Source organism: Psychrobacter sp. FME6 (genome assembly GCF_014861365.1).
In the GTDB taxonomy this organism is placed as follows: Bacteria; Pseudomonadota; Gammaproteobacteria; order Pseudomonadales; family Moraxellaceae; genus Psychrobacter.
In genome coordinates this window covers 1-7,907 of the sequence record NZ_RRYW01000115.1, presented here as the reverse complement: position 1 = coordinate 7,907, position 7,907 = coordinate 1, and the positions used below count along the sequence as shown (strand labels likewise).

Annotated in this window: 9 protein-coding genes; 6 read left to right on the top strand and 3 right to left on the bottom strand. The window is 41.8% G+C overall.

All coding sequences use genetic code 11. The features are described from left to right. Positions 1-168 precede the first annotated feature (168 nt). Together hemL and EI162_RS12540 are read right to left on the bottom strand one after the other, a co-directional pair. Positions 169-1,470 (bottom strand): glutamate-1-semialdehyde 2,1-aminomutase, encoded by a 1,302-nt coding sequence (gene hemL, locus EI162_RS12545; RefSeq protein WP_192524671.1) that lies wholly within the window; start codon positions 1,468-1,470, stop codon positions 169-171. A 61-nt stretch (positions 1,471-1,531) separates the two neighbouring features. Next, complete coding sequence (locus EI162_RS12540) at positions 1,532-1,885, bottom strand: zinc ribbon domain-containing protein YjdM (protein ID WP_225735297.1); 354 nt, start codon at positions 1,883-1,885, stop codon at positions 1,532-1,534. A 328-nt stretch (positions 1,886-2,213) separates the two neighbouring features. Between EI162_RS12540 and EI162_RS12535 the strand changes: the two genes are divergently transcribed. Both EI162_RS12535 and EI162_RS12530 read left to right on the top strand, forming a co-directional pair. After that, a complete protein-coding gene (locus EI162_RS12535) occupies positions 2,214-2,966 on the top strand; it encodes a YgfZ/GcvT domain-containing protein (RefSeq protein ID WP_192524670.1) in 753 nt (250 codons plus the stop codon). Positions 2,967-3,021: 55 nt separating this feature from the next. Further along, a complete protein-coding gene (locus EI162_RS12530) occupies positions 3,022-4,341 on the top strand; it encodes a D-amino acid dehydrogenase (RefSeq protein WP_192524669.1) in 1,320 nt (439 codons plus the stop codon). Between the two features lie 40 nt (positions 4,342-4,381). On the opposite strand, the gene EI162_RS14775 is transcribed toward EI162_RS12530, so the two are convergent. After that, positions 4,382-4,510: a hypothetical protein gene (locus EI162_RS14775; RefSeq protein WP_263972274.1), complete on the bottom strand. Its 129-nt coding sequence runs from the start codon at positions 4,508-4,510 to the stop codon at positions 4,382-4,384. 308 nt (positions 4,511-4,818) lie between these two features. Between EI162_RS14775 and EI162_RS12525 the strand changes: the two genes are divergently transcribed. The 4 genes from EI162_RS12525 (at position 4,819) to EI162_RS12510 (ending at position 7,830) form a co-directional block, all read left to right on the top strand. Then, positions 4,819-5,022: a CsbD family protein gene (locus EI162_RS12525; RefSeq protein ID WP_192524668.1), complete on the top strand. Its 204-nt coding sequence runs from the start codon at positions 4,819-4,821 to the stop codon at positions 5,020-5,022. An 836-nt stretch (positions 5,023-5,858) separates the two neighbouring features. Further along, positions 5,859-6,518, top strand: a complete 660-nt coding sequence (locus EI162_RS12520; protein WP_192524667.1) for a PepSY domain-containing protein — start codon at positions 5,859-5,861, stop codon at positions 6,516-6,518. 190 nt (positions 6,519-6,708) lie between these two features. Beyond that, the gene (locus tag EI162_RS12515; RefSeq protein WP_192524666.1) at positions 6,709-7,083 is read left to right on the top strand and encodes a hypothetical protein; all 375 of its coding nucleotides are present in this window, start codon (positions 6,709-6,711) and stop codon (positions 7,081-7,083) included. A gap of 372 nt (positions 7,084-7,455) precedes the next feature. Next, positions 7,456-7,830 carry a hypothetical protein gene (locus tag EI162_RS12510; RefSeq protein WP_192524665.1) on the top strand — a complete coding sequence of 125 codons (375 nt, stop codon included), beginning with the start codon at positions 7,456-7,458 and terminating at the stop codon, positions 7,828-7,830. Positions 7,831-7,907 lie beyond the last annotated feature (77 nt).

Here is a 7,907-nt window from a genome sequence, read left to right as displayed (position 1 = left end):
TGGAATTATTTTAGCGATCAGCAGTCCTAATAGATGAATTCTATACAGCCCCTAAAAAATGCTTTGCTAAAATAAGATTCAACCACAAAAAAACCAGCACAATAACTTTAGCTACTGATGCTGGTTTTTATTTTAGTTATTTAGCGCTTGATACTTTCAGTAAATGACTTAGGCTTTTGCCATTTCAGCAAATATCTCATCAGCGGCCTGAATCGTTGCTTCGATGTCTGCATCGCTATGTTTAATAGACATAAAACCCGCTTCATAAGCAGAAGGCGCCAGATAAATACCGCGATCTAGCATACCGTGGAAAAAAGTGTTAAATACGTTCATATCGCATTCGGTCACTTCATCAAAGTTTTTTGGTGCGCTCGTTGCAGTGTCTTTGACAAAGAACATGCCAAACATGCCGCCCAATTTATTGGTGCGTAGATTAATGCCATGTTTGTCAGCAGCAGCTTGAATACCATCTATAAGCTTATCTACTTTAGTCGATAGTTCATCATAAAAACCATCTACCGTTAAGTCTTCAAACATGGCGATACCAGCACGCATTGCTAGCGGATTACCTGATAGCGTACCCGCTTGGTAAACGCCGCCTAGCGGTGCGATACAAGACATGACTTCTTTTTTGCCGCCAAATGCACCAACGGGTAAGCCGGCGCCGATGATCTTGCCGAAGCAAGTCAAATCAGGGTCAATACCAAAATGCGCTTGCGAACCGCCAAGTCCAACGCGAAAGCCAGTCATGACTTCATCAAAAATCAATACGGCGCCATTTGCTGTACATTCGGCACGCAGCGTATCATGGAATTCTTGCGTCGGAATAACCATGTTCATGTTGCCGGCGATTGGCTCAACGATAACACAAGCAATCTCATCGCCCCATTTCTCAAAGCACTCTTTTATCGCTTGTGGGTCATTATAAGGCAAAGTAATGGTGTGCTTAGCAAAATCCGCTGGTACACCTTTAGACGTTGGCTCGCCGATATCGAGCATGCCCGAACCCGCTTTTACCAGTAAGCTATCTGAGTGACCATGATAGCAACCTTCGAACTTAACAATCTTATCACGCTCAGTATAGCCGCGCGCCAAACGAATCGCACTCATGGTCGCTTCTGTACCTGAGCTGGTCATACGAATCATTTCAACACTTGGAACGATTGCACAAATTTTATCTGCAACGGTAGTTTCAAACGGTGTTGGCGTACCAAAGCTTAAACCATCGTCAGCAGCTTTTTTGACCGCATCGATAACTTTTGGGTGCGCATGGCCCAAAATCATTGGACCCCAAGAGCCTACATAATCAATGTAAGCATTGTCTTCGGTATCATAAATTTTGCTGCCGTTAGCACGGTGCATAAAGATTGGCGTACCGCCAACCCCTGCAAAGGCGCGGACGGGCGAGTTCACACCGCCAGGAATATGTTTGCGAGCTTGCGCAAAAAGTTGTTCATTCTTTGTACTCATAATTATTCTCTATTTATTATTTCTCTATCACTTTATTAGGGCGTATTGAACATTGATGGTCTTAAGCTTTTTTAACTACTGACGACTTCAGCTTCATTTGACCAAAACCGTCAACTTTACAATCAATGTCATGCCCATCTACTGGATCATCTAGCAGACGGATGCTTTTAACTTTTGTGCCAACCTTAATCGACGTCGAGGAGCCTTTAACCTTTAAGTCTCTAATTACCGTCACTGCATCACCATCTTGCAGCTCATTACCAACGGCATCACGAATAACCGCCTCTTGGTCTTCAGCATCTGCCGCGTCGGTTTCAGCTGCGGTCCACTCATGAGCGCACATCGGACATACCAGTAACGCGCCATCTTCATATGTATATTCAGCATCGCATTTTGGGCAATTGGGTAAGCTCATAATTTCCTCGTCAGCCGTGATAAATTGGGTGTATTCTAGAAATATCATTGTACCGTAACTCGCCAGCTTTAACCAATTTGTAGCGTTGAAAACGCTGCGTTGCGCCCAACTTACATCTTAACGATTGTCTTATTGATGACGTTTTTTATGATGGTGTTTTTTATGGTACTCTTCTTTAACTTGACTTGTCTTTAACTTGATTCGGTTCTACCCCTTTTATCTTTAAAGAGTAAAACTGAAATAGACACTCTAACAATGGGGTTTTACGTTAAAGTTTCGATAAACACAAACCTTTGATAAATACATACTTATAAATAGGATAATAACAATGGCTCAATCTATAAATGAATCGACACTGCCACAGTTTTCCCAACTAACCATTCAAGGTGAAGATGCCGAAAAGTTCTTACAAGGGCAGTTGACTTGCGACATGACCAAGCTAGGGCTCAGCTATCAAGCAGCAGCCATCGGTAACCTAAAAGGTCGGATTGAATTTGGTATTTGGATTAAAAAACAGGCTGAAAAGCATTACGATGTGGTGATTAGCGCTGATTGTGGTGATGCGCTGCAAGCCCACTTAAATAAATTTGGTGCATTTTCTAAGTTTGAAACCAGCGCGCCTACTGCCATTTATCCTTGCGTGCTTGCTGATGAGCCGACTTTTAGCCACAAGGACGACCACAATACACTCGATGACACCCAAGCTTGGATGCAAGCTAGTATCGCAGCGGGCAACTATTGGATTGTAGCGGCAACGCAAGGTGTGTTTCAGCCACAAGAGTTGCGCCTACACCAGCGCGGCGGTATGGACTATGATAAAGGCTGCTATCTCGGTCAAGAAGTCATTGCCCGTATCTATTTTAAATCAGCACCGAAAGCATTTTTACACTACGTGCAAGGGTCAGGCGAAGTGCCAGCCCCAGGTGAAAAGTTAGAGAAAATCCAAGTGGTTAATGCTATCGAAAATGCAGAGGGTTTTGCAGCCCTAGTTGTTGCCCGTCCAGAATATCTTGCTGATAGTGAGCTGACGATATTAGCATTACCGCCTGCTTTGCAAGCTGATGTTGCCCGCCAAAAATAAAGCCAATCATCAGCACTATTTAATGCAGTTTTACTAAAACGCAGCAGAGCAATTTATGAGCCATATTGCGGTACTCGGAGCAGGCGTGGTAGGTGTTACCACCGCATGGTATCTTCGCCAAGCGGGCTATGATGTTACCGTTATTGAGCGTGAATCTGCCGCAGGGTTGCAAACCTCATTTGCCAATGGTGGGCAAATATCTGTCTCACATGCCACGCCTTGGGCCAATCCTTCAACTCCGATGAAAGCAATCAAATGGCTGTTTCACGAGGATGCGCCACTACTTTATCGTCTACGTGCGGATAAAGCGCAACTGAAATGGGCGCTGCAGTTTTTACAAGAATGCCGCGCAGATAAAGCCGATGCCAATTTGGTACAAATGGTTCGTTTAGGACTATATTCACGCGACGCTTTGCAGCAACTGCGTGCTGATATCGGCATTGATTACGAGCAACAAACCCGCGGTATCATGCATTTTTATACCAATCAAGCTGAATTTGATGCCGCCATCGCGCCGACAGAGCGCATGCAAGCGTTAGGCTGTGAGCGTTATGTGATTGATATCAACAATGCTGTTAGTCTCGAGCCTGCCCTTTATCCCATCGCCCATAAGTTAAAAGGCGCGACTTATACCAGCTGTGACGAATCAGGCAATGCCCATTTATTTACCCAGCGTTTGGCGCAACGCTGTGCCGAATCGGGCGTGCGGTTCTTATACGATACTGACATTTTAGCCATCAATATCGACGCCCATTCCGCTCATCCACACATTCATAGCATTACCATTCAACCCAAAGATCAAAATGCGCAGACTTTTAGTGCCGATAGCCATGTACTGGCACTTGGTAGCTATAGCGTGTCGCTAATGAAGCCACTCAATATTCATTTGCCTATTTTCCCTGCCAAAGGCTATTCTGCGACTTATCAGGTTAATCCACGAGCCCCGCATTTAGCGCCATTTATTAGCTTGATTGATGATGAGTTTAAATTGGTCACCTCACGCCTTGGAGACAAGTTGCGCGTGGCTGGTACAGCAGAGTTTAATGGTTATAATCTAGATTTGAATAGCACACGCTGCGAAGCTATTACTCGCCGAGTGCAGCAATTATTTCCTAAAGGCATCGTTGCCAACTCAGTACAATATTGGGCAGGACTACGTCCGATGACCCCGTCAAATGTGCCGCTCATTGGACGCGCCCATATGGGTCAAGTCCGTCATGGTAGCCAAAACGCGGATGCTACCTTTGATAATTTATGGCTCAATACTGGTCATGGCACGCTTGGCTGGACGCATGCTTGCGGCTCGGCAAAAGCCATTAGTTTATTGATACAAGGCGAGAATCCACAGGTAGATTTTGATTTTATAGGTAGATAGTCGATCCACTATAAAACAAACACAGTAAGCGAATACCGTGCTACTGGGGTAAATTTTGCGCCGCCTCTGTCTGCGCAGGCAAACCATTCATCACCGCATTACCACTTAACTGATTCATTGAAGTATCGCTGATCAGCTCGTTACGTACAGCGCGGATAAAACACCTCAAACTTACACAAGGATACTGCACATAACATAGCAAGGGCTTTTATCATAATTAAGTAACACTACAAACATTGGTCATACAGACAAAGCGTTTGAAAATTCATATATTGGTATCACAAGTTAGCCATTGGCTGTCTGCATTGCAGTTTCAAGTAATCGTAAGCAGTCAGAAATAAGCTACTTATTAAAAGCAGTACTGAGTAAGAATCATAAATAATAACTTGGATACTAAAGCGCTTTATAAGCTATTAATTTAACTTTTAATTAATTAACACTATAAAAGACGCAATAACTTATAAAAGGAATATAACTATGAATGAACATACTCTAAAAGGCGATTGGAAACAAATGAAAGGCTCAGTAAAGCAAAAGTGGGCTGACCTTACCGATGATGACCTATTACACATTGAAGGTAGCCGTGATAAGCTCGTGGGTAAAGTCCAAGAGCGTTATGGTCACAGTAAAGATGACGCTGAGCGCGAAGTAGATACGTGGCGTACTGAAAACAAATACTAATTCATGACTTTTTTATAACATGATTTTCTATAAAGAATCATTTTTATAAATAGTTAGCTAAAAGCCGCATTAACCTTAATGCGGCTTTTTTATGGGCTAGATTTATAGTTTGGCGTATACGGTATTAGGAAAACATAAAACCCAGACACGATAAAACCGCATAGCAATCGACTGTTATGCGGTTTTATTGTTAACTATCCATGTTACTTATCACGACTGTCTTTTATGCATCCTTGCATAGCATTCAGTATATTGTGATACTGGGCATCCTGCCCTATTTACTACGTCTATCAGCAGTTAACGCTGACATCAGCAAAGTTTATGTGTCCTTACTTCATTTACGTTTATCATCCTGATAGTGGTAAATGAATCATTATCCTTAATGCGGTCAACTCAATCCTTGAGTCACATTCCCTAATGCCGTGTGACTATAATGCCCAATTCCCACTCTCATGTTAAGTGGCGTAAACGTCATTACGTGTAAGCATATGCTTACAACGACGTTATAAGCACTTATTTTTAGCCCATTTAATCGCTTTCGTTCAGATTAAGGACACGCCCTAGTATCGACTATAGACTCAATCTTAAAAAAGGTATTCTTAAGAGAAAACACCCTGAATGAGCGTCTCTCATACGGTTAGCGATAAACGCCCTACTTAGCAAGAGTTATCTCACTCAAAACATCGCATCATTACGAAATTATTTGAAACATTTACAACTTACTAACGTGAAAGACATCTGTTACCAAGTTTTTCGCCTTAAAATGTATGTAAGAAATTATTTCAATAAGTTATTTGAGCACGACCAAACTGTCAGACATTATAAGAGATATAGTTATGAGAATATTACAACATCCCAAAATTAAAACAGCCTTATCTGCTGGGCTTGGTGTGGCATTATTAGGCGTCACTGCTGGCGGTACTGCTATGGCCTACGATAACCAGCCTGTCTATCGCGGTGATAGTAGCTATGGTAATGATTATCGCAATGGTGACTTTGGCCGTATTAGTCAGAAATTACGCCAAGACCTGCGTCGTAGCGGCTACCATGTGATGGACATCAAACCTGATACTCACCGCGGCAATCGTTCGCTCACGGTTTATGCCAAAAAGGACAATCAGCCATACGAACTTAAGTATACTTATCCTGGGCTTAAGCGTATTAGTTCAAGTAAAAAAGAGTGGTCAAACGTCTGGCAAGATAAAAACCACCATAACGGCAACGGCTATTATGATAATGGCAAGTATAAAAACCACAATAACCGTTATAAAAACGACGATATTGAAGATAATATCAAAAGAGAAGCACGCTACCCTACTATCAAAAATCGAGCCATCAGAAAGGTAGAAGGTATGGGTTATCGGGTAAAAGACATCGAGCTTGACGAAAAAAATAATCGTGGTGTCTTTGAGATAGAAGCCAAGCGCGGCTCACAAGAGTATGAGATATTACTGGGCTATCCAAACTTAAATGTAATTAAGATTGAAAAAGATTAATCCCAAAAAACAGCCAACGACCTCTTACTGGCAATAATTTATATACCATCAATCTGGAGCGTTGGCGTCATTTCTTATGTGATGCCTTTGGGTAGATAAGCCAGTGCTAGGACGAGTTAGCGTTTTCTGATGACCCTTTATTGGTCAGTATTAAAAAATAATAATTCATGAAATATTAGGAGCATTTACTATGAAGATATTAGCTTTCTCAACGCTAAAAACCGCTTTTTCTACCGGCATGGTAGTTGCCTTATTAGGTACCGCCGTTGGTTGTACTACTGTGACGCCAGGATACGATAATCACAAAGTCTACTCTTCACAAGGCAATCATCACGGTAATGGCAACTATAAAAACAATGGCCGTTACCATCAGGGCAATTATAATAACGGTCGCTACAACAATAATAATGGTCGATATAATAACAATCGTCGATATAATAATAAAAAAGGCCATCATAAAAACAATAACGGCCGCTACAACAATAACAATGGTCGATACAATAATAACAACCGCTACAACAATAATAATGGTCGCTATCAAAACAACCATTACCGTTATAAGTAAAACAACACTCTCAGAGACATCATAAAAAGAACGTATGCCGCTTAATGGTTATGCGTTTGGCTTTTAATTTTGGCATCGTTGACCTCTTGATGCCTTCGGTCAAATAAACCAGCCTTTGGTTTGTCTGGCCATTTTTTTATCGCTCTACGCTAGGTGCTTTACCATAGCCATTTTATGATAGACACTTTTAATATATAGCCGATCCACTATAAAAAAATACAGTGCTACTGGGATAAATTTTGCGTAGCCTCTGTCTGCGCTGGCACAGCAAGCAAGAAAAATTTGTCCCAGTAACACGTGATAATATTTGTACTTATTTTATTTAGGACTGACTATAATTAGACACTTTTAATATAATAATGGGATAACCTTATGATAAACAAAACCTTTTTAAAGACCACCACTGCTACTGCTATGGTTGCTGCTCTATTAACGATAACAACAGGCTGTGTCAGCGCTCCTGGTGGCTACAATGCTTTTGGCGACGTTTATGAAGATATTTATAAAGACAGCAGTGTGTATAAGAAACACAAGAAAACCATTAAGAGCATCGATAAGGATTTTTATCGCCCTGCGATCGAGCAGCAAGCGGCCAATAAAGTCAGCAGTATGGGCTACCGGGTTAGAGATGTTAAATATAAAAAGGGCAACAACACTATTAAAGTAAAAGCCGAACGCGGCGGCGAAGACTATAAAATCGAGCTAGGCTATCCTGGGTATAATGTGCTTAAGGTTAAAGAAGATTAAACATTTAGCCTAGAGATCTAATGGGAGTTTCCCAAACTCTGTGTAACTGCTTATAATCCACTAACAGGAGAATAAGC